This is a genomic window from Pseudocitrobacter faecalis, assembly GCF_965231525.1.
Lineage (GTDB): Bacteria > Pseudomonadota > Gammaproteobacteria > Enterobacterales > Enterobacteriaceae > Pseudocitrobacter > Pseudocitrobacter faecalis.
Window position 1 is genome coordinate 211,133 of sequence record NZ_CBDDNJ010000002.1, and the last position, 19,557, is coordinate 230,689.

Below are 19,557 nucleotides of genomic sequence, written 5' to 3' on the forward strand. Positions count from 1 at the left end.
CTAATTTATATTTTGCCGCTGCCCTTCACGCGGCTTTCGGGGGCTTCCCGAGTGATATTCGGCACTTAAGCCGTTCAATTCTATTTTTTGGCCAGTTCCTGGTTTAGCGTCCAGAGTTCCCGGCGTTCCTCACTGCTGAGCCCGTGTGTGCGATCGCGAGCAATCAACTCTTCTTGTCGCAGAACCAGCAATGAGTCAAACATATGGTTGAGTGAGTCGGTGAACGTTTTTTCTGCGATATCCTTATCTGCTATATCGTCCCACATCGACAGTTTTTCAAGGGTCGCGGCTTCATTTGTGCCACGATATTGTTCCAGAAGTTGACCAGTGGTCAGTCCAGGCTGTGACAAACAAGTGTTGACCAGTTCTGCAAATAAGCCAAGTCCCGGCAGTTTTTTTGGATCCAGACCATTCAACGGTGGAACCAACGGCGCGAGATCGGGGTTTTGCACCAGTAACCCTATCAGTATACGCATGGTCGTGCGTTTTAGCTGTGGCGCGGGGCGAACCACGCCGTTTTCTGCCTGTTTCGGCATTAAACGTTCAAGCTGGGCATCATCGAGAATCCCCAGTTTATTTCCCAGCTCCTGACGCAAATAGATGCGTAAGGTTTCGCCCGGCACCTGGCCGATGAGCGGCAGCGCCAGCGTACTTAACTGCGCGCGCCCGTCCGGGGTGCTCAAATCGACCTGCGGCATCAGACTGTTAAACAGAAACGTGGAGAGCGGCTGTGCCTGCTCCATCCGCGCTTCAAATGCTGCTTTACCCTCTTTACGCACCAGCGTATCCGGGTCTTCGCCGTCGGGCAGAAACATAAAGCGTAACTGACGCCCGTCGGTCATATACGGCAGCGCCGTTTCAAGCGCGCGCCATGCGGCATCGCGACCGGCACGGTCACCGTCATAGCAACAGATGACGTTATTGGTCACCCGGAACAGTAGCTGAATATGGTCGGCGGTGGTTGAGGTGCCAAGCGAGGCGACGGCATAGTTAATGTCGTACTGCGCCAGAGCGACCACATCCATATAGCCTTCGACCACCAGTAAACGTTGGGGTTCAGCTTCTGTCTGTTGCGCTTCATAAAGGCCATACAGCTGACGGCCCTTATGGAAAATATCGGTTTCCGGGGAGTTGAGGTATTTCGGCAGGGCATCGCCCAGCACGCGTCCACCAAAACCAATGACCCGGCCACGTTTATCTCGAATAGGGAACATGACGCGCTCGCGAAAGCGGTCGTAGCTACGCCCCTGCTCGTTGGTTACCAGCATACCGGCGTCAATAAGCGCCTGGCGATTTTCACTATTGCCGCCAAAGCGTTTCAGGACGTTGTCCCAACCCGGAGGCGCATAACCAATCGCGAAACGAGAAATCACTTCGCTGCTGAGGCCACGCTTTTCCAGATACTGGCGCGCGGGGTCAGCGGCAGGATTCATCAGGGATTGCTGATAAAACGCGTTCAGACCGTCCATCAGTTGATAGAGACTCTGCCGTTGATGGCGCTCTATCTGACTCGGCCCGTTGCCTGCTTCATACGGCACTTCAAGGTTGTGCATGGCGGCCAGTTCTTCGACGGTTTCCACGAACTCGAGCTTGTCGTAGTTCATCAAAAAGTCGATGGCGTTGCCGTGCGCGCCACAGCCGAAGCAGTGGTAAAACTGTTTTTCACCGTTGACGGTGAAAGAGGGGGTTTTCTCGTTATGGAAAGGACAGCACGCATGATAGTTCTTGCCCTGCTTTTTCAGCTTCACTCGCGCATCGATCAAATCGATGATGTCGGTGCGTGCCAGCAGATCATTAATGAATACGCGCGGAATTCGTCCAGCCATAAGCCCCGTAGTTTTTAATGATGCTTAAACGAAAACAAGCCGCGCTTTCCTTCCGGAAGCACGGCCTTGCAACTACTACTCGGTCTGACAATTGAGAGCGTGTGCTCTCAAGAGATTAGTACAGACGAGTACGGCGTGCGTTTTCGCGAGCCAGTTTCTTCGCGTGACGTTTCACAGCAGAAGCTTTAGCGCGCTTACGTTCGGTAGTCGGTTTTTCATAGAACTCACGACGACGAACTTCCGCCAGAACACCCGCTTTTTCGCAGGAACGCTTGAAGCGACGCAGTGCTACGTCGAACGGCTCGTTTTCACGTACTTTAATTACCGGCATGTAACTCTCACCTTTAATAAATTCGGTTTGCCGCTGGCATCAACGCCAGCTTATTTCAAAATGGTGCGGAATTTTACTGCAATTGCTGCTGCTTTGTAAAGCACCGACGCGTTTTTGAAAGGGACTTTTTAAGGGTGAGGAGTATACACGAAGCAGGTTCCTGGGGCGAACAATGTTTTACAAGCTGGGGCAGAAAACCTACACTGCGCGGTATTGAAACGAGGTAAATCTAGCCATGCGTGTACTGGGAATTGAAACATCCTGCGATGAAACCGGCATCGCAATTTATGACGATGTAAGAGGTCTGTTAGCCAACCAATTGTATAGTCAGGTGAAATTACATGCTGATTACGGCGGCGTGGTGCCTGAACTGGCCTCGCGCGATCACGTGCGTAAAACGGTGCCGCTGATTCAGGCCGCACTGAAAGAAGCGAATCTGACGGCAAAAGATATTGATGCTGTCGCCTATACCGCCGGGCCGGGTTTAGTTGGCGCGCTGCTGGTTGGCGCAACGGTCGGGCGTTCGCTGGCGTTTGCCTGGAATGTTCCGGCGATCCCGGTACACCATATGGAAGGTCACCTGCTGGCGCCGATGCTGGAAGATAACCCGCCGGAATACCCGTTTGTGGCGCTGCTGGTCTCAGGTGGGCATACGCAACTTATCAGCGTGACTGGCATCGGCGAGTATGAACTGCTGGGCGAATCCATTGATGATGCGGCCGGTGAAGCCTTTGATAAAACCGCTAAGCTGCTGGGGCTCGATTACCCAGGCGGCCCGATGCTGTCGAAAATGGCCTCCCAGGGTACGGAAGGGCGCTTTGTCTTCCCGCGTCCGATGACTGACCGTCCGGGGCTGGACTTTAGCTTCTCCGGGCTGAAAACCTTCGCGGCGAACACCATTCGCAATAATGACAACGACGATCAAACCCGTGCCGATATTGCCCGTGCTTTTGAAGATGCGGTGGTCGATACGTTGATGATCAAGTGCAAACGCGCGCTGGAACAAACCGGCTTCAAGCGTTTGGTGATGGCAGGTGGCGTAAGCGCTAACCGCACGCTGCGGGCGAAGCTGGCGGAGATGATGCAGAAACGTCGTGGCGAAGTGTTCTACGCGCGCCCGGAATTCTGCACCGATAACGGGGCGATGATTGCCTATGCAGGCATGGTGCGCTTCAAAGCAGGCGTGAATGCAGATCTTGGCGTAACCGTGCGTCCGCGTTGGCCGCTGGCGGAATTACCGGCAGCGTGAGGGACGATGCCGGATGCGGCGTAGACGCCTTATCCGGCCTACAAGAAATTGAAAATTCAATATATTGCAGGAGCGTCGTAGGCCTGATAAGCGAAGCGCATCAGGCAATGTTGCGATTGTCATCAGTCTCAAAGCGTGTCATTCGGCACGCTTTTATTTTTTCTCTTCTTTCTTCTTCTTAAACCGCGCCCAGATTTTTGTTTCCTGACGTCGCCACAGACGCTGAATATTGTCATGATGACGCAGTAAGATCAGGCACGACAGCATTGATACCGGGAAAGTGTATTGCGGTTTAAACCACCAGACATAAAACGGCGCAACCAGTGCGCTGACGATGGCGCCCAGCGACGAATAACCGCTCAGCAGGATGGTCAAAAGCCAGGTGCCGGCCATCACGCCAGTGAGATCGAGGCCAATCGGCGCGATAGCACCAAACGCGGTGGCCACGCCTTTCCCACCGTGAAAGCCAAAGAAAACCGGCCAGATGTGTCCCAGACAGGCAGCGATAGCCACCAGCCCAAGCCAAAACGGCGTGAGCCCGAGGGCATACGCGCCCCAGACCGGCAACATCCCTTTCAGGATGTCGAAAATCAGAACTGCTACGGCTGCTCCCTTGCCGCCAATTCGTAAAACGTTGGTCGCCCCGGGATTCCCCGAACCACTCTCGCGAGGATCGGGTAAACCCGCGATGCGGCAGACCAGAATGGCGCTGGAAATTGAGCCGCAAAGGTAGGCGAGGAGGATCATTCCAGGCGCGATTGCACTCATAACGCTGTTCCGTTGTGAAAATGTCGAAGTATTCTCTGCATCTGTGGATAATACGCATAATTCGCCGGAAGTGGTATCCGGTTCAGCCAAAAAGCAGGCAGGTCGTGATGGATATTGTATTTATAGAGCAACTTTCGGTAATCACCACTATCGGTGTTTACGACTGGGAACAGACCATCGAGCAGAAACTGGTGTTCGATATCGAAATGGGATGGGACAATCGTCGGGCGGCATCCAGCGATGATGTTAAGTATTGCCTGAGCTATGCCGATATTAGCGATGCGGTGATTGCGCATGTTGAAGGGAGCCGCTTTGCGCTGGTTGAGCGCGTAGCGGAAGAAGTAGCAGAGTTGCTTATGACGCGCTTTAACTCCCCTTGGGTGCGCATTAAAGTCAGCAAACCAGGCGCGGTCGCCAGAGCGGCGAACGTGGGTGTGATTATCGAGCGTGGCCAAAATCTGAAACAAACTATTTAAATTCACAATGGATTAAACCAAACGGCATTACACCGGTCTTAGAGCCGGGTTTATTTTATTTTTTTAATTTTTAAGGGTTTAAGTGATGAGCGATATGCACTCGCTGCTGGTGGCGGCTATTCTGGGTGTTGTCGAAGGATTGACGGAGTTTTTGCCCGTTTCCAGCACCGGCCACATGATTATTGTCGGGCATCTGCTGGGTTTTGAAGGTGAAACGGCGAAGACGTTTGAAGTGGTGATTCAGCTCGGTTCGATTCTGGCCGTGGTGGTGATGTTCTGGCGTCGTCTGTTTGGCCTGATTGGTATCCATTTTGGCCGACCGATTCATGAAGGCGAAGGAAAAGGGCGTTTGTCGCTCATCCACATTCTGTTGGGCATGATTCCGGCAGTGGTTCTGGGGCTGGTGTTTCACGACACGATCAAGTCGCTATTCAATCCGATTAACGTGATGTACGCGCTCATTGTCGGCGGTTTCCTGCTGATTGCCGCCGAATGCCTGAAGCCGAAACAGCCGCGCGCGGTAGGCGTGGACGACATGACCTATCGTCAGGCATTTATCATTGGCTGCTTCCAGTGTCTGGCGCTGTGGCCGGGCTTTTCTCGCTCAGGGGCGACCATTTCTGGCGGTATGCTGATGGGGGTGAGCCGCTATGCGGCGTCGGAATTCTCATTCCTGTTGGCGGTACCGATGATGATGGGTGCCACGGCATTGGATCTCTATAAGAGCTGGCATTTCCTGACGCTGGCGGATTTGCCGATGTTTGCCGTAGGCTTTGTGATGGCTTTCCTTGTGGCGCTGGTGGCGATTAAGACCTTCCTGCAACTCATCAAGCGCATCTCGTTTATTCCGTTCGCTATCTACCGCTTTATCGTCGCGGCAGCGGTGTACGTGGTGTTCTTCTGATGTCCTGCCCTCAGTCTTTCGGCTGAGGGCAACGTTGTTCCTTCCAGTGGGCGACGGCTTTAATGCGACGGCGCGTTAACTCTTCGCGGATTGCCGGCCCCTGAAACCCCGCTTCAATGACCTCTTTATTCGATACACCTTTCGCCACTATCCAGGATTCACGCAGCAAGCGCCCTTGCGGGTAATCGCTGGCTTCAAAATGGGTGCGCCCACGCACGTCGGCTTCGCTGGTTAGCGCAATCTGCTCGACGCGCTGAGGCTTGCGCCAGGCATCGATAGCATCGAACAGCTTGACGATCGTTTTTGGTTGCAGAATCGGGAAGGTATGAATGAGATCGTGGAACTCCGCCACCAGTTTCGCTAAATCGCGCATCTCATTAGGCACTTTCAGACGCTGGCAGAGTTGTTCCACCAGTTTGACGCCCGCCGGGCCGTGACCGTGATGACGCGGCCAGAGATGTTTTGGCGTTAAACCTTTGCCTAAATCGTGGCAAAGAGTGGCGAAGCGGATGTCGATCTCCGGGCTCAGCATTGCCGCCATCGTTAGCGTCATCAGCGTATGCACGCCGGTATCGATTTCCGGATGCCATTTCTCCGGCGCAGGCACGCCGTACAGCGCGTCAACTTCCGGGAACAGAACTTTCAGCGCGCCGCAGTCGCGTAAGGTCTGGAAAAAGACCTGTGGGTTGCGAGTACCGAGCGCGCCTTCTGTCTCTTTCCACACACGTTCCGGCGTCAGGTGTTCAAGTTCGCCGGCGGCAGTCATGTCGCGCATCAGCGTCAGTGTTTCATCGGCAATGCGGAAGCTAAGATGGGCATATCGGGCGGCAAAACGCGCCACGCGCAGCACGCGGAGCGGGTCTTCACCAAAGGCGGGGGAAACATGACGCAGCAGGCGGTTTTGCAGATCGGCACGACCGCCGTAAGGGTCGATAATCGTGCCGTTGTCGTCCTGTGCGAGGGCGTTCACTGTCAGATCGCGGCGAAGTAAATCTTGCTCCAGCGTCACATCCGGTGCGGCATAGCAGGTAAAACCCGTATACCCGGAACCCGATTTACGCTCGGTACGCGCCAGCGCATACTCTTCATGACTTTGCGGATGCAAAAACACAGGAAAATCGCGGCCTACCTGCTGGTAGCCCGCGTCGAGCATTTGCTGTGGCGTCGCACCGACCACGACCCAATCTTTATCTTTGACCGGCAGGCCTAATAAACCGTCTCTTACCGCACCACCGACCAGATAACTCTTCACGCCGCGTTTCTCCTCACTGTTGTCCTGTGTGGATAATACGAGAGAAGCGGCGTTATGGCTAATTCATCCAGCGGTCTTTACGCTTACGGCTTGGCACCAGATGCGGCAGCACCAGGCCAAGAATCAGGCCCGCGCCCAACACGCCGCCACCGTACATAAACCACTGCATGATGATGGTGCGCTGTTTATCGTCGAGCTGCAGATTAGCGGCGCTGACTTTTTTCTGTGCCACGATAAGCTCATTTTTCAGCTTTTGATTCTCTTCTTTCAGGCTGTTGATCACGCTGTCGCTCTGAGAGACTTTGGTCTGCATTTCAGCGGTACGCTGATTCCAGGTCGAATCGATGTTAGTCAGCTTGTCGGTCAGGGTTTTCACCTGATTTTCCAGATCCGGCACACGGGTGCGCAGGCTCGGGGTTTCCGTCAGCTCTTTCAGCGGGATCCACGCGGTACGGCCATTGCCGTCGCGAACTTGTCCATACTGGGTGCCGGGATTGGTTTGCAGCAGGGTGACTTCTTCACCGGCATTAATAGAGCCCACCAGGCGATAGTTATCGCCTGGGCCGCTGCGAACCCAGGTATTCAGTTCATCAGAAACATAACGCTTCTCTTCTGCGTGAGTGACGGCGGAAGCGGTGAGTGCAAGTAAAGTGACTGCGATTAGGCGTAATTTTGGCATCAGGTCATCGTTTTTGTCATAAAAGTGGGACGATAGTAGTGGCAACAGTCTGGCGACGCAAAGCCTTCTACAGCAATCAGAATCATCCAGGAGGCGCGGGTGACGTCGCAATAGTGTTAACCGCGTAAAGTTGCCGCGCAAATTGCGCATTGCATGGTAATTTTTCGCAAAATACTATCTACTGACAAAAAGATTACCTGGAAGTTCGCCGAAAGGGTACTTCAGGGCCACGAAACCATAAGAAATCAGCCATGGCACAAGAAATTGAATTAAAGTTCATCGTTGATGAGGCAGGTGTTGAAGCCCTGCGTCAGCATCTCTCCACCCTAAAAGCCGAGCATACGGCTGCCGGAAAACTCCTCAATATTTACTACGAAACCGAAGATAACTGGCTGCGGCGTCATGACATGGGCCTGCGCATTCGCGGCGCGGGCGATCGCTATGAAATGACCCTGAAAGTGGCTGGTCGTACAGTGGGCGGGCTGCATCAGCGCCCGGAGTACAATATCGACCTTGATGAACCGACCCTCGCGCTGGAAAAACTGCCTGCAGAAGTCTGGCCGAATGGCGAGATGCCCGAAGGGCTGGCGGCGCAGGTGCAGCCGCTGTTCAGCACCGATTTCATGCGTGAAAAGTGGGTAGTCAGTCACGGCAAGAGCCAGATTGAAATTGCGCTCGACCTGGGCGACGTCAAAGCGGGCGAGCATCAGGAGCCAATTTGCGAGCTGGAACTGGAACTGCTTTCCGGTGACACCGTCGATGTTCTGACGCTGGCGCAGCAACTGAGCCAGACGGGGCTGGTGCGTCAGGGCAGCCTGAGCAAAGCCGCGCGCGGCTATCATCTCGCACAGGGCAATGAGGAGCGTCCGCTCAAACCTGCTGAAATCATGCAAATCGCGCCGAAATCGACCATTGAGCAGGGGCTGGAAGCGGCGCTGGAAAAAGCGCTGGCGCACTGGCAATACCACGAAGAGCTGTGGGTTCGCGGTAATAGAAAAGCGAAAGACGAAGTGCTGGCGGCAATCGGCCAGATTCGCCACACGCTGATGCTGTTTGGCGGCGTGGTACCGCGCAAAGCCAGCGCGGCGCTGCGCGATTTACTGACCCAGGCCGAAGCGGTGCTGGGCGGCGATATTTCCGCTCATGATGCCGCCTTTAACGTGGCGGTGACCCAGGCCAAGCTGGCCTTCACCGAGTGGCTGGTGACGCGCGGCTGGCGGCCTTTCCTGGATGCCAAAGCGCAGACCAAAATCAGCGACTCCTTTAAGCGTTTCGCCGATACCCATCTTTCACGCCAGGCGGCAGAGCTGCGCACCACTTTTGCGTATCCCCTGGGCGACAGCTATGCCGACCAGTTGCCACGTTTAACGCGCGATATCACCTGCGTGCAGCTGCTGGCGGGTTATTACAATCGCGCGCAGGCCGACGCATGGCTGGCGAACTGGCTGGGGCTGCGTCACGCTATTTTGACGCGCCAGCACATCGAAATTGAACATTTCCGCAATGAAGCACTGGCGGTTGAGCCATTCTGGTTACACAGCGGAAAACGATAACTGACCTCAGGGAAACCGAGTATGACCCCGCTTTCATCGCAGTTACAGCAGCACTGGCAAACGTTGGTTGAGCGGCTACCAGAGACCTTTCCGGTAGCGACACTGACGCCGCAGGCGCAGGCCGTCATGACGTTCAGCGATTTCGTTCAGCAAAGCCTGACGATCTATCCCGAATGGCTGGAGACGCTCGCCAGCCAACCGCCACAGGCGGACGAATGGCAACACTATCGCGACTGGCTACAGGCCGCGCTGGTCGATGTAACCGATGAAGCCGGGCTCATGCGTGAACTGCGGTTGTTCCGCCGACGTATCATGGTACGCATCGCCTGGGCGCAGTCGCTGTCGCTGATTTCCGAGGTGGATACGCTCCAGCAGTTGAGCGTGCTGGCCGAGACGCTGATCGTCAACGCCCGTGACTGGCTCTACGACGCCTGTTGTCGCGAATGGGGCACGCCCAGCAACGCCGACGGCGTCGCGCAACCGCTGTTGATTCTTGGCATGGGCAAGCTGGGCGGCGGGGAGCTGAACTTCTCCTCAGATATCGACCTGATTTTTGCCTGGCCGGAGCACGGCTCCACGCGCGGCGGGCGACGCGAACTCGACAACGCCCAGTTCTTTACCCGTCTTGGTCAGCGGCTGATTAAAGTGCTCGACCAACCGACCCAGGATGGCTTTGTCTATCGCGTCGATATGCGCCTGCGCCCGTTTGGTGACAGCGGCCCGCTGGTGCTGAGCTTTGCCGCGCTGGAGGATTATTACCAGGAGCAGGGGCGCGACTGGGAACGCTACGCGATGGTGAAAGCGCGGATTATGGGCGACAACGATGACGTCTGGAGCAAGGAATTACGCGCAATGCTGCGGCCCTTTGTTTTCCGTCGCTATATCGACTTCAGCGTGATTCAGTCGCTGCGTAGCATGAAAGGGATGATTGCCCGAGAAGTGCGTCGCCGGGGGCTGAAAGACAATATCAAGCTCGGCGCGGGCGGCATCCGCGAAATCGAATTTATCGTCCAGGTGTTCCAGTTGATTCGTGGCGGGCGTGAACCGTCGTTACAGGAGCGCTCACTGCTGCCGACGCTTGCGGCGATTGAAAACCTGCATCTGCTTTCAGAGCAGGACGCAAACGCGCTGCGCGAAGCCTATCTTTTCCTGCGTCGCCTGGAAAATCTCCTGCAAAGCATCAACGATGAACAGACGCAAACCCTACCGGGCGACGACCTTAACCGCGCGCGCCTGGCGTGGGGAATGGGCGTGGCTGACTGGGAGACGCTCACCGTACAGCTTGAAGGGCTGATGGCGGGCGTGCGCCGCATTTTTGACGAACTGATTGGCGACGATGAATCTTCGCCGGAAGAAGAGACGCTGGCTGAAGACTGGCGTGAACTCTGGCAGGACACGTTGCAGGAAGAGGACAACCCGCCGGTACTGGCGCACCTCAGCGAGGACGATCGCCGCCAGGTGGTGGCGCTGATTGCGGATTTCCGCAAAGAACTGGATAAACGAACCATTGGCCCGCGCGGTCGTCAGGTGCTCGATTCGCTGATGCCGCATCTGTTGAGCGAAGTGTGCGTTCGCGATGATGCCCCGGTGCCGCTGATGCGCATCACTCCATTGCTGATTGGCATCGTTACGCGCACCACTTACCTGGAATTGCTCAGCGAATATCCGGGAACATTGAAACACCTTATCCGGCTGTGCGCCGCCTCACCGATGGTGGCGAGCCAGCTGGCGCGTTATCCGCTGTTGTTGGATGAACTACTCGACCCCAACACGCTTTATCAACCGACAGCGACCGACGCCTATCGCGATGAACTGCGTCAGTATTTGTTGCGCGTACCGGAAGAGGATGAAGAACAACAACTGGAAGCATTGCGCCAGTTTAAACAGGCCCAATTGCTGCACATTGCGGCGGCGGATATCGCCGGTACGCTGCCGGTTATGAAAGTGAGCGACCATCTGACCTGGCTTGCGGAGGCGATGATTGACGCCGTGGTACATCAGGCGTGGACGCAAATGGTTGCTCGTTATGGGCAGCCAACGCACCTGCACGATCGCCACGGACGCGGTTTTGCGGTAATTGGTTACGGCAAGCTGGGCGGCTGGGAACTGGGTTACAGTTCCGACCTGGATCTGGTGTTCCTTCACGATTGCCCGGCGGATGTGATGACCGATGGCGAACGCGAAATTGATGGTCGCCAGTTCTACCTGCGTCTGGCGCAGCGCATTATGCATCTGTTCAGCACGCGAACCTCTTCTGGCATCCTTTATGAAGTTGACGCGCGTTTACGTCCCTCCGGCGCGGCGGGAATGCTGGTGACGACCGCCGAAGCCTTTGCTGATTATCAGCAGAACGAAGCGTGGACATGGGAGCACCAGGCGCTGGTTCGCGCGCGCGTGGTTTATGGCGACCCGCAGCTTCAGCAGCAGTTTGATGCTATTCGCCGCCAGATCCTCACCAACGTGCGAGACGGCGACACCTTACGCACGGAAGTGCGTGAAATGCGTGAAAAAATGCGCGCCCATCTTGGTAATAAACATCGCGATCGCTTTGATATTAAGGCTGATGCTGGTGGGATCACGGACATCGAATTTATTACGCAATATCTGGTGCTGCGCTACGCCCATGACAAACCGAAACTGACCCGCTGGTCAGATAATGTGCGCATCCTCGAGCTGCTGGCGCAGAACGACATCATGGACGAGCAGGAAGCGCAAGCGTTGACCCGTGCCTACACCACGCTACGTGATGCGCTGCATCATCTGGCGTTGCAGGAATTACCGGGGAACGTCGGGCTGGAGCGTTTTACCGCCGAGCGTGAACAGGTAGAGGCGAGTTGGCTGAAGTGGCTGGTCACGCCGTGAAATGTGCTATTATCGCGCCAAATTTTTGAATCTCTCAGGAGACACGAATGAAAGTAACGCTGCCAGAATATGAGCGCGCAGGGGTGATGGTTGTTGGTGATGTGATGCTGGATCGCTACTGGTATGGCCCAACCAGCCGTATCTCCCCGGAAGCGCCGGTGCCGGTGGTGAAGGTTGAAACCATCGAGGAACGTCCTGGCGGCGCGGCGAACGTGGCGATGAATATCGCGTCCCTGGGAGCGAATTCTCGTCTGGTCGGCCTGACCGGTATTGATGACGCGGCGCGCGCATTGAACAAAGCGCTGGCGGACGTAAACGTCAAATGTGATTTCGTCTCTGTGGCGACGCACCCGACCATTACCAAGCTGCGTGTGCTGTCGCGTAACCAGCAACTGATTCGTCTCGACTTCGAAGAAGGCTTTGCCGGGGTTGACCCGCAGCCGCTGCATGACCGCATTAAAAGCAGTCTGGCGAGCGTGGGCGCTCTGGTGCTTTCCGACTACGCCAAAGGCGCGCTGGAAAGCGTACAGCAGATGATTAAGCTCGCGCGTGAAGCGAACGTCCCGGTATTAATCGACCCGAAAGGCACTGATTTTGAACGTTATCGCGGTGCGACGTTGTTAACGCCAAACCTCTCTGAGTTTGAAGCGGTTGTCGGTAAGTGCAAAAGCGAAGCGGAGATCGTTGAGCGCGGCATGAAATTGATTGCCGATTACGAACTTTCCGCACTGCTGGTAACACGTTCCGAGCAGGGTATGACACTGCTTCAGCCGGGTAAAGAGCCGCTGCATCAACCGACCCAGGCGCAGGAAGTGTATGATGTCACCGGTGCCGGTGACACGGTGATTGGTGTGCTGGCGGCAACGCTCGCGGCGGGTAACTCACTGGAAGATGCCTGCTACTTCGCTAACGCGGCGGCAGGCGTGGTGGTGGGTAAACTCGGTACTTCAACCGTTTCGCCTATCGAGCTGGAAAACGCCGTGCGCGGTCGTGCGGAAACCGGCTTTGGTGTGATGAGCGAAGAAGAGCTGAAACAGGCGGTGGCCGCGGCGCGTAAACGCGGTGAGAAAGTGGTGATGACCAACGGTGTCTTCGACATTCTGCACGCGGGTCACGTCTCTTATCTCGCTAACGCGCGCAAGCTGGGCGATCGTCTGATCGTCGCGGTAAACAGCGATGCCTCGACCAAACGTCTGAAGGGTGAATCCCGCCCGGTGAACCCGCTGGAACAGCGTATGATCGTGCTGGGCGCACTGGAATCCGTCGACTGGGTGGTTTCCTTTGAAGAGGATACGCCGCAGCGTTTGATCGCCGGGATCTTACCGGATCGCCTGGTGAAAGGCGGCGATTATAAACCTGAACAGATTGCCGGCAGTGAAGAAGTGTGGGCCAACGGCGGTGAAGTACTGGTGCTCAACTTCGAAGACGGGTGTTCGACCACCAACATCATCAAGAAGATTCAAAAAGACGCTAATAAGTAAGCGGTACTCGCTTCATTTAAAAGCCCTGTCGGCTTCGAACGACAGGGCTTTTTATTGATTAATCAGAAATATGATTTAGCACATTTTTTATCCACAATAAGCGCACGGAATGTCCAAATTCTGATTTTTGGTCGGCGAATACTGAAATCAGATAAAGCATATACACTCAGATATACAACGACTGAAGGAGTATGCCGATGGACAACAGCAATATTTATTCCCTGAATAATTTTGATTTTTTGGCCCAGAGCTTTGCCAGAATGCACGATCAGGGTCAGGACGTTGATTTAGAAGCGATTACCGGCAACATGGATGAAGAGCACCGCGTCTGGTTTTGCAAGCGTTATGAACGCTATTGCCGGATGGTAGAGAAGCGTAAGGAAACTGAGCTGGAACACTGATTCATTTGCCCCGGGAGTCGCGTGGGGACGTAGATCGTAGGCCGGGTAAGCGCAGCGCTACCCGGCTTTTTCTTACTCTTTATCTTCCACTGACGTGGCCGCACGACCTTCGAGCTCGCTAAGACGCTGTTCAAGAAGCGCCAGTTTCTCACGCGTGCGCAGCAACACCTGCGTTTGCACATCAAACTCTTCGCGGCTCACCAGATCCAGACGAGTCAACTGTGACTGCAGAACCTGACGCACTTTTTTCTCTACATCATCCCCGAAATCACGGAGGCCTTTCGGCATAGATTCATGGACCTGGCGTGCGATTTGTTCAATTTTTTTCGGGTCAATCATCGTCGTTTACCTGATTTGTCTGTTCTGACAATCATTGTAGTGCCTTCGCCTGGTTCTATAAACCAGAATTGTTCGAAGCTTATGCATTGCCGAAGATAGTCAATAGCGTTATAGTGAGTACGCTTATTCTCAGGGCGGGGCGAAATTCCCCACCGGCGGTAAATCAGCTACGGCTGAAAGCCCGCGAGCGCTTTGAGTGCAAACTCAAAGGTCAGCAGATCCGGTGTAATTCCGGGGCCGACGGTTAGAGTCCGGATGGGAGAGAGTAACGATTCAGTCGGGCTGAGCCCGCTCGCGTTATCCATTTGCCGCTAAACCGGCACTCCTAAGACTGCCCTGATTCTGGTAACCATAATTTTAACGAGGTTTTTTTACCATGAATCAGACGCTACTTTCCTCTTTTGGTACTGCTTTTGAACGCGTTGAAAACGCACTGATTGCTCTGCGCGAAGGCCGCGGCGCGATGGTGCTGGACGACGAAAACCGTGAAAACGAAGGCGATATGATCTTCGCCGCCGAAAACATGACTGTTGAACAAATGGCGCTGACTATTCGTCACGGTAGCGGCATCGTGTGTCTGTGCCTGACGGAAGAACGCCGTAAACAGCTGGATCTGCCGATGATGGTAGAGAACAACACCAGCGCATACGGGACGGGCTTCACCATTACCATCGAAGCGGCACATGGCGTGACTACCGGCGTTTCCGCCGCTGACCGTCTGACCACCGTCCGCGCGGCAATTGCTGACGATGCAAAACCGTCCGACCTGAATCGTCCGGGCCATGTCTTCCCGCTGCGCGCGCAGAAGGGCGGCGTACTGACTCGTGGCGGCCACACTGAAGCGACCATCGACTTGGTTACTCTGGCGGGCTTCAAGCCAGCAGGCGTACTGTGTGAACTGACCAACGACGACGGTACCATGGCGCGTGCGCCAGAGTGCATCGAGTTTGCCCGCAAACACAATATGGCGTTGGTGACAATTGAAGACCTGGTGGCATATCGCCAGGCTCACGAACGTAAAGCAAGCTGATTGCTGGTTCAACGCCTGTAGGCCGGATAAGACGTTTAAGTTGCATCCGGCACTGAAAGCCCGCTTCGCGGGCTTTTTCGTTTTTAGTTGTAGTTAATTTTATATAACACCACTGTCTGGAACGGCCCAATTTTTACCGTTTCACCTGCCGCCTGACTGAGTTCTGCCTGATAGTTTTTTTCTCGCACCAACAGGTTTGAGTCGAAACTGGCGAACTCTTTGTAATCGTTATAGGTAAAGAAAGTATTATCTTCCGTATCGCGAATCTTTATTTGTAGCCCATTACTTAACCTCAGTGATGTATCGTTATCCGCCAGTGTTTCTGTGGTGTAGAACGATGAAGAGACCTTAAACGTGTCTGTACATTCTGAATCAGCAATGTTTTTAGTGGTTTTGACCGAGAAACTTCGGGTTAACGTTTTATGGTTAATTTCCATGTTGTTAAACGTGCCAAAATCGATGGTCTGGTTTTCAGGGTAAATGCTGAACTTGACGCTACAGTCCAGAACACGAATCTGATCCAGGCCCGTCACATGATACTTGAGGTTTTTTGCTTCCGGGTTCTGGTTTACGCCGCCAACGCCGTCAAACTGCACCAAAATATAGTCACTGATACTGCTTTTATAATCGTGAGGCGGCATCGTGATTATCTTCACATACAGCCTCATACGGGCAATAAACGTACGCGAGTAGTGAATGTTATTAACGTCGCCAGAACAAAGATCGTGCTCCCAGCCTGCCGCCTTAATTTGTTCCGGTGTGTAGATAGCAAGCTGTTTATTATCAAGGCATTGATGGGTATCAATGCCGATGCTGCCTTGAGAGGCGTCGTAGTCTACGCCTTCGTAGGTGACGCCAAGCTGATAATAGGGATCGTTGACGGATGTGTAAGGGTTTACCCACGCATAGATATCTTCGTTTCCGAAGTTTGGCGCGGTGCCCGTGTCACAATAAACCGGAATTTTAATATCATTACTTTCCCAAATTTTATCACCGGCTTTGGCATTACCAGGCACGGCGAAAGGCTCGATATTGGTAAAGCCTTCCACCGGCCCATTTGAGGTACCCAAATGACAGTTCACGGCAAAAGCCGATCGCAGCGGAAGCAACGTGGCTAAGGCCAACGCCAGGATAACCAGTATGCGCCTCATTGTTTTTTCTCCGGTGGCGCTTTGACGTCACAGTGAGCATTACAACGGACATTGAGCATGCGCAGCCCACCGTAGTCGTCAATATAGCCCAACATAAACACGTTTCCTGTATAACGATTCGCATTGAGCGTTTGCGAGCCAAAGGGTGAAAGCATCGTGCTTTCATATCCGGGGAATACGGCTTTATCGTCTTTGCCAAAGAAGGCCAGGGTGATGTAGTAGGGAGTAGGGTTTTTGACCAGCAGCGAACTCCCTTGTTGAGATGCGGTGATTTGCTGCTCAATTTTCGCATCAGGCGATTTTTTTAGGCCCACTGGCCGCCAGAACAGTTTAAGTTTTGACTGTAATGCCAACTGCAAAACCGCATGGTTATCGTTATTTTCCGGGACGGGCGGAATTTCACGCACGTTGAAGTAAAAGAGAGACTCGCGGTCAGTGGGCAGAGTGCTGGCTTTACTTTGTTTAACAATACGAACCTGACTTATTGCCCCGGGTTCCAGGCGCTGAATGGGGGGCAATGCCGCAATGGCACTGTCATCCTTTTGGCCATGCTCGTTTTCAATCCAGGAGTAGGCGAGGTAGGGCTGTGATTTGCTTTGATTCTCCAGTTTCAGGCTGCTGGCCTTCTCATCCGCATGAAAAATAATGCGGGTTCTGTCAGGTAAAACGGCTGCATGGCTTGTTAACGGCAGTAGCACACAGAGAAGGGGGAGTACTTTAGAAAGTGTCATTTCTCATCCTTAATTAATGACAAGGTAAAATAAGCTGCTGTGCGACGGATTCCAGGGATGCTGGCAGTTTAATCGTGCAGCGGTTCTCTTTGCCCCACTGTACGTTAAACGTCTGGCCGCCTTTGACGCCGCTCAGCCAGGCGTGTCCTTCTTCGCTCACCATGCCAACGTCGATATTTTTATCACTCAGATAAACCACCGCGCCCAGTGGCGGCACGCCGTTGTCTGCCGTATGGATGATGACGGAAAGATCTTTACCGGCGCGCGATACCAGCGATTTATAGCCGATAGCACCTTCCGTCCAGGCCTGACGCATAATATTTTCGTCAACCGTAACGCCATCAGGCAGGTTATTCATATTGACGGCAATGGTCGCAGGTGAATAACTGGAGATCATGGGGACAACCGTGTTGCCCAGCCAGTTGGTTTCGTTGAGCTCGCCCTGTACCGGGATGCCCGCAACGCCGTCGGCGTCGATCATAATTCTAGGCTCATTGCCAAAACTACGGCGATGCCATGCGAAACCCTGCCGTGTCGCCGTCATTGACCCCGTCCAACTGGCGCTGACTGAGCGGTAATCACTGGCGTTATAACTGCCCGAAAGTTGCAAATCGCCCACTGAGGTTATGTGCTGAAGATTACCGCGGAACTGCGCGCCGTTATCGGGTTTATCTGACTCAATGCCTGCCGATACACCCCAGGTGTCACGTGCACTGGAGGAGTCATTCCAGCTCACCATATGGCTGGTGGTATTGCTACTGTGCATGTCGTAGTTAAGACGACGACCAAAATCGAACGGGATGGAGAGCGACATATAAAACTGGTTATCGCTACCTCGCTCTTCGTAATGTGTCGTGCTCCAGGATGTTGAGAGTGTGAGTCCTTTCCAGCTTCCAATATCGAAGTTAAACCCGGCCGTGAGGTTGGCGGTGGTTGATGTATCGCCATCCCACCACTCCTGACGCAAACCACTTAAATAAAGATTCAGATTGAGCGGATCAATGGGTTGGTTGAACGAAATGCTGAGTGTCTGTTTTTCGTCCTGGGTATCGGCGTCGTGATATTGATGATCAACAAAGTTGGCATAGCTATGAAATTCACGTTCGGAAAAGCGGTAGGCTGCCAGTGACACCTGGCTGTCGGTGGCATCAAAGCGCTTGCTGTAGTTCAGGCGGTAGCTACGGCCCCGTTCCTGATGGCCATCTTCAAAGGTACTGCTGGCATGGGTAATATCAAAAGAAACCGCTCCCAGCCAGCGCATATTTTGGCCAATACCAACGGCAACTGAGCGGTAATCGCTGCCAGCCGCCAGAATGCCTCCGTAGAGTGACGTGTCTGAAAGCATGCCCCATGAGGCTTCGCTACTAATGAAAGTATCGTTTACAACATGGTGAGAGATATCAGGGCGAGCGCGCCCGGCGGCCACTTTATAGCGCACCTGGCCTTCACGCGTCAGGAAAGGCGTGGAGGCTGCGGAAACCTGGAAACTGTTCACGCGGCCATCCTCCTCCTGCACTTTTACGTCCAGCGTTCCTTGTACCGACTGGTTGAGGTCGCTTATCAGGAAGGGCCCTGGCGCAACTTTGGTTTGATAAATCACGCGCCCGGCATGGCTGACCGTGACCGTCGCATTCGTTTGGGCGATGCCGCTGATTTGCGGCGCGTAGCCGCGTAGTTCCCAGGGCAACATACGATCGTCGCTGGCGATAGCCGCACCATTATAGGAGAAGGCGTCAAAAATATTCGAACTGAAGTCAGTTTCGCCGAGGGTTAACTTAGCGCCCAGCGAGGGGAGCGGGCGAAACAGATAGGTTCTGGAGATGCTACGTGTGGTTTGCGCGCTGCCACTACTCTGCGTTTGGCTGATTTGATAGTCGCTACGTAAGCGCCATGCGCCGAGATTCGCCCCGGCGGTGCCATAGCTATTATAATTTTCACTGTGCTCACCGTGATTTGGGCGATAGGTGCTGGCAAATAAGTTGTAGTCCAGCAGCAGGCCTGCGACTCCGTTATCCCACGTTGCAGGCGGCATCCACGTATCGGAGCGCCACGCGAGCATAGCCTGAGGAATCACGATGTCCAGATTCTGGGTCGCTCTGTCCAGTTTGAATGTGATATCGGGTTGTGTAGTGAAATCGAGGCAATTGTCCTTAATCGCAAACGTATTACGGATATCTTCTTTTAACCCTAACTGGTCAGCGAGATCGACAGGAATGCAAACCGCTACGGTTTCTTTCTGTTTTTTCCAGCTAAGCTGACGGCCAGAAGAAATAAGGTTTTTATTCACCGTGACGGAAACAAAATAATCTCCCGCAGCGATGGCAGATTTATCTTTGAATTGAGAAAAATCAACGCCATCGCGCATGGATTTATCCAGCACGTTTAAATTAAATTCCACAGCATGGACGGGGAGTGTCAGTAATAACCCACAGCCAGCGGCGAGAAGCTTGCAATTATCCATGGTATCCATACCCGGGCATATGCAAAGAAGGAAGAACGGGTGGCCATCATGGCCACCGATGTT

Annotated in this window: 17 protein-coding genes and 1 riboswitch; of the genes, 8 read left to right on the top strand and 9 right to left on the bottom strand. The window is 54.1% G+C overall.

The features are described 5' to 3' along the window. Positions 1 to 80: 80 nt before the first annotated feature. Together dnaG and rpsU are read right to left on the bottom strand one after the other, a co-directional pair. The gene (dnaG, locus tag ACOXYR_RS01675) at positions 81 to 1,826 is read right to left on the bottom strand and encodes a DNA primase (protein WP_108475074.1); all 1,746 of its coding nucleotides are present in this window, start codon (positions 1,824 to 1,826) and stop codon (positions 81 to 83) included. A 115-nt stretch (positions 1,827 to 1,941) separates the two neighbouring features. After that, positions 1,942 to 2,157: a 30S ribosomal protein S21 gene (gene rpsU / locus ACOXYR_RS01680; RefSeq protein ID WP_001144069.1), complete on the bottom strand. Its 216-nt coding sequence runs from the start codon at positions 2,155 to 2,157 to the stop codon at positions 1,942 to 1,944. A gap of 235 nt (positions 2,158 to 2,392) precedes the next feature. Here rpsU and tsaD point away from each other — a divergent pair, with 235 nt between their 5' ends. Further along, entirely contained in the window at positions 2,393 to 3,406 is a 1,014-nt protein-coding gene (gene tsaD, locus ACOXYR_RS01685) for a tRNA (adenosine(37)-N6)-threonylcarbamoyltransferase complex transferase subunit TsaD (RefSeq protein WP_421355390.1), read from the top strand. Between the two features lie 153 nt (positions 3,407 to 3,559). Here the strand turns inward: tsaD and plsY are convergent, their stop codons facing one another. After that, a complete protein-coding gene (gene plsY, locus ACOXYR_RS01690) occupies positions 3,560 to 4,174 on the bottom strand; it encodes a glycerol-3-phosphate 1-O-acyltransferase PlsY (RefSeq protein WP_108475076.1) in 615 nt (204 codons plus the stop codon). Between the two features lie 107 nt (positions 4,175 to 4,281). On the opposite strand from plsY, the gene folB reads away from it, so the two are divergent. Together folB and bacA are read left to right on the top strand one after the other, a co-directional pair. After that, positions 4,282 to 4,650 (top strand): bifunctional dihydroneopterin aldolase/7,8-dihydroneopterin epimerase, encoded by a 369-nt coding sequence (gene folB / locus ACOXYR_RS01695; RefSeq protein ID WP_108475077.1) that lies wholly within the window; start codon positions 4,282 to 4,284, stop codon positions 4,648 to 4,650. 85 nt (positions 4,651 to 4,735) lie between these two features. Continuing rightward, on the top strand, positions 4,736 to 5,554 hold the full coding sequence (gene bacA / locus ACOXYR_RS01700) for an undecaprenyl-diphosphate phosphatase (protein WP_108475078.1): 819 nt from the start codon (positions 4,736 to 4,738) through the stop codon (positions 5,552 to 5,554). Positions 5,555 to 5,564: 10 nt separating this feature from the next. Here bacA and ACOXYR_RS01705 read toward each other — a convergent pair whose 3' ends face one another. Both ACOXYR_RS01705 and ACOXYR_RS01710 read right to left on the bottom strand, forming a co-directional pair. Beyond that, entirely contained in the window at positions 5,565 to 6,806 is a 1,242-nt protein-coding gene (locus ACOXYR_RS01705) for a multifunctional CCA addition/repair protein (RefSeq protein ID WP_108475079.1), read from the bottom strand. Positions 6,807 to 6,864: 58 nt separating this feature from the next. After that, complete coding sequence (locus ACOXYR_RS01710; protein WP_108475080.1) at positions 6,865 to 7,485, bottom strand: TIGR04211 family SH3 domain-containing protein; 621 nt, start codon at positions 7,483 to 7,485, stop codon at positions 6,865 to 6,867. A 251-nt stretch (positions 7,486 to 7,736) separates the two neighbouring features. Here ACOXYR_RS01710 and ACOXYR_RS01715 point away from each other — a divergent pair, with 251 nt between their 5' ends. From ACOXYR_RS01715 to glgS, 4 genes are all read left to right on the top strand, one after another. Continuing rightward, entirely contained in the window at positions 7,737 to 9,038 is a 1,302-nt protein-coding gene (locus tag ACOXYR_RS01715; protein ID WP_407731623.1) for a CYTH domain-containing protein, read from the top strand. Between the two features lie 21 nt (positions 9,039 to 9,059). After that, positions 9,060 to 11,900 carry a bifunctional [glutamate--ammonia ligase]-adenylyl-L-tyrosine phosphorylase/[glutamate--ammonia-ligase] adenylyltransferase gene (gene glnE, locus ACOXYR_RS01720; RefSeq protein ID WP_421355389.1) on the top strand — a complete coding sequence of 947 codons (2,841 nt, stop codon included), beginning with the start codon at positions 9,060 to 9,062 and terminating at the stop codon, positions 11,898 to 11,900. 47 nt (positions 11,901 to 11,947) lie between these two features. After that, entirely contained in the window at positions 11,948 to 13,381 is a 1,434-nt protein-coding gene (hldE, locus tag ACOXYR_RS01725) for a bifunctional D-glycero-beta-D-manno-heptose-7-phosphate kinase/D-glycero-beta-D-manno-heptose 1-phosphate adenylyltransferase HldE (protein WP_108475083.1), read from the top strand. Between the two features lie 191 nt (positions 13,382 to 13,572). After that, positions 13,573 to 13,782 carry a cell surface composition regulator GlgS gene (gene glgS / locus ACOXYR_RS01730; RefSeq protein WP_167405936.1) on the top strand — a complete coding sequence of 70 codons (210 nt, stop codon included), beginning with the start codon at positions 13,573 to 13,575 and terminating at the stop codon, positions 13,780 to 13,782. A gap of 72 nt (positions 13,783 to 13,854) precedes the next feature. On the opposite strand, the gene ubiK is transcribed toward glgS, so the two are convergent. Continuing rightward, complete coding sequence (gene ubiK, locus ACOXYR_RS01735) at positions 13,855 to 14,121, bottom strand: ubiquinone biosynthesis accessory factor UbiK (protein ID WP_108475085.1); 267 nt, start codon at positions 14,119 to 14,121, stop codon at positions 13,855 to 13,857. Between the two features lie 121 nt (positions 14,122 to 14,242). Next, positions 14,243 to 14,392, top strand: a riboswitch (FMN riboswitch). Positions 14,393 to 14,497: 105 nt separating this feature from the next. Here ubiK and ribB point away from each other — a divergent pair. Further along, on the top strand, positions 14,498 to 15,151 hold the full coding sequence (gene ribB, locus ACOXYR_RS01740; protein WP_108475086.1) for a 3,4-dihydroxy-2-butanone-4-phosphate synthase: 654 nt from the start codon (positions 14,498 to 14,500) through the stop codon (positions 15,149 to 15,151). A gap of 83 nt (positions 15,152 to 15,234) precedes the next feature. Here the strand turns inward: ribB and ACOXYR_RS01745 are convergent, their stop codons facing one another. Genes ACOXYR_RS01745 through ACOXYR_RS01755 form a run of 3 tightly spaced genes read right to left on the bottom strand, consistent with a single transcriptional unit; the run spans position 15,235 to position 19,503 of the window. Beyond that, a complete protein-coding gene (locus ACOXYR_RS01745) occupies positions 15,235 to 16,302 on the bottom strand; it encodes a fimbrial protein (protein ID WP_113858959.1) in 1,068 nt (355 codons plus the stop codon). Then, on the bottom strand, positions 16,299 to 17,033 hold the full coding sequence (locus tag ACOXYR_RS01750) for a fimbrial biogenesis chaperone (protein ID WP_350435774.1): 735 nt from the start codon (positions 17,031 to 17,033) through the stop codon (positions 16,299 to 16,301). The genes ACOXYR_RS01745 and ACOXYR_RS01750 overlap by 4 nt, the downstream gene beginning before the upstream one ends. A gap of 13 nt (positions 17,034 to 17,046) precedes the next feature. Further along, positions 17,047 to 19,503 carry a fimbria/pilus outer membrane usher protein gene (locus ACOXYR_RS01755; RefSeq protein WP_421355388.1) on the bottom strand — a complete coding sequence of 819 codons (2,457 nt, stop codon included), beginning with the start codon at positions 19,501 to 19,503 and terminating at the stop codon, positions 17,047 to 17,049. Positions 19,504 to 19,557 lie beyond the last annotated feature (54 nt).